The organism is Chitinophaga sp. (assembly GCF_035564935.1).
Classification (GTDB): domain Bacteria; phylum Bacteroidota; class Bacteroidia; order Chitinophagales; family Chitinophagaceae; genus Chitinophaga.
Genome location: NZ_DATMTE010000181.1, coordinates 1 through 2100, shown reverse-complemented (window position 1 = coordinate 2100; position 2100 = coordinate 1). Strand labels below are relative to the sequence as shown.

Here is a 2100-nt window from a genome sequence, read left to right as displayed (position 1 = left end):
CAACACAATATATTAATGAAGGGCGTATCTGGGTAAAAGTTGAACAGCCGTATGAACTTTCGTATCGTATTATCACTCCCAAACAAAATGAATGTTCTAATTTACTGGTACCTGTTTGTGCGTCTGCTTCCCATGTTGGTTTTTGTTCTATCAGGGTTGAAGTTACCTGGATGCAGCTTGGTCAGGCTGCAGGTGTTGCCGCAGCTATGGCAGCAAAAAATAAAAAGCCCGTACAGGAAACAGATGTAAAGCGATTGCAGGAAATTTTAAAAGAAGATGGCGTGATAATTAAACGGGATGAACAGCATTGGATTAATAACGACAAATCCTGATGTTGACAATCGGGTTTATCGCAGCAAAATTTACCATTAAGCTTATTACCCCCTCCTGTTATCCAACTGCTTTATTTAGCGCAACGATAGCCGCCCTGAAATGTTCCCGGGTAATAACAAACTGGAAGTTCACCCTTCTTAAAGCTACGCCAACGCTTAAAATATTAATATCAGCCTGGGCCATTGCTGCAGTAGCTTTGGCTAATAATCCCGGCTGATCCATATTAGAGCCCAGCAGGCATACCATGGCAACAGGTTCAACAGTTACATGTTCATATTTTCCTTTCAGGTCGTTCAATAACTGCTGATTCAGATCATTTTCCCAAATGACGATACTAATGCTGTTGGCACTGGTTGCCTTAAAGATATAACTGATATCATAACGGGAAAATACCCGCATGATATCCAGATCGCTTCCCACTGCGCCTACCATTAGCGGGTCATAGATATCAATAAGCAGTTGCTGGTCCGAACCAGTAATAACCTCCACCCTCTTATGTTCGGACACATAATTTTTAGTGATCAGCGTACCCGGATGTTCCGGTTCAAAGGTGTTTTTGATACGAAGATTGATACCTGCTATCTCCAGCGGTTTTGCGGCTTTAGGATGAATAGCTTCCATTCCTACATCGGCCAGTTGGTCGGCGATATCATAGTTGGTATAACCAACAGGTTTTACATTTTCTATACCTACCAACGCCGGATCGGCGGTGGAAAGATGATATTCTTTATGGATAATAGCTTCTTCAGGCTGGAGCAGTTCAGATATCCTGCTGAAAGTGATCTCGGAATACCCCCGGTCAAATTCTCTCATGATCCCTTCTGTTCCCTTTACATACCCTGTTGCAATGCACAGGCAGTTTTTAAGATCGATGGTTGCAAATGCCTCTTTAATGCGTTCATCAATCGTCAGTGAGCGTCCATCATTCAGGCCGCTCAGGTCTGCCAATGCAGTGTTAAGTCCCTTGTTCCGCAGAATGCTTGTCAGTACAAAAGCCGAGTGGCTTTCGCCCACTGAGGCCAGTATTTCCCTGACAGCCTGCAGAATACCCTCATTGAGGTAGCCGGAGGCCAGCATCGTGTTGGCACTATCGAGGTAGGTAAGCACCCGGTTAATAATACCATCCGTCACTTCGTCCGCATGGGCCACATCCAGCCCAAGCGGTGCGTAATGAGCATTCAGCTGTTTAAGGTGAAGCCTTACAGATTCCAGGGCTTTATGGTAGTCGTTTCCCGTTGCAAACTGATGATACGCACCAGGAGCTTTTGTTTTCTTATTTTCCAGCAACAGGTTTGTAACGCCGGAAAAAGCAGAAACAATGAAAACACGATTATATAGCCGATCACCAGAACGACCGTAATAAATAACATTGTCGATTACCTCTTTTAGTGCACTCATGGACGTGCCGCCGATTTTTTCCACTGTTAGCATGCTGCGAAGCTATATAATTTATAAATGTGATAAAAGGGTTGAGAACTAGGCTCCTCTCATTTCAGTGCCTGTTCCCCTAAGGCATCGGCAATGTAATCGCTAATTTATACACTGCGTATGCAGAAACTATCAACAAAAGTCGGACAATATATGTAAAAACATCATGAATTTTTCTATGCCCATAAAATAAGAGGCACCTCAATTATTCCTGGGACGCTCTTTGTTATTTTACTGCTGAGTTTTGCGGAACGTTAACTGCTTTTCGCAAAGTGGAACTCCTGCGCAAAATGCAGGTCGGCCTTATGTGCTGATAAGTCTCCTTCTCCCGCTAATATT

2 protein-coding genes are annotated in these 2100 nt (G+C 43.8%); one reads left to right on the top strand and one right to left on the bottom strand.

Annotated features, from left to right (window positions below):
- On the top strand, positions 1-332 hold a 332-nt coding region (locus VN105_RS04785; RefSeq protein ID WP_325638456.1), incomplete at its 5' end, for an FAD-dependent oxidoreductase.
- A 58-nt stretch (positions 333-390) separates the two neighbouring features.
- Here the strand turns inward: VN105_RS04785 and VN105_RS04780 are convergent.
- A complete protein-coding gene (locus tag VN105_RS04780; RefSeq protein WP_325638454.1) occupies positions 391-1764 on the bottom strand; it encodes an aspartate kinase in 1374 nt (457 codons plus the stop codon).
- Positions 1765-2100 lie beyond the last annotated feature (336 nt).

Excerpts from the sequence above, each read along its gene's own strand:
- VN105_RS04780 (WP_325638454.1), bottom strand. The coding sequence starts at position 1,764 with ATGCTAACAGTGGAAAAAATCGGCGGCACGTCCATGAGTGCACTAAAA.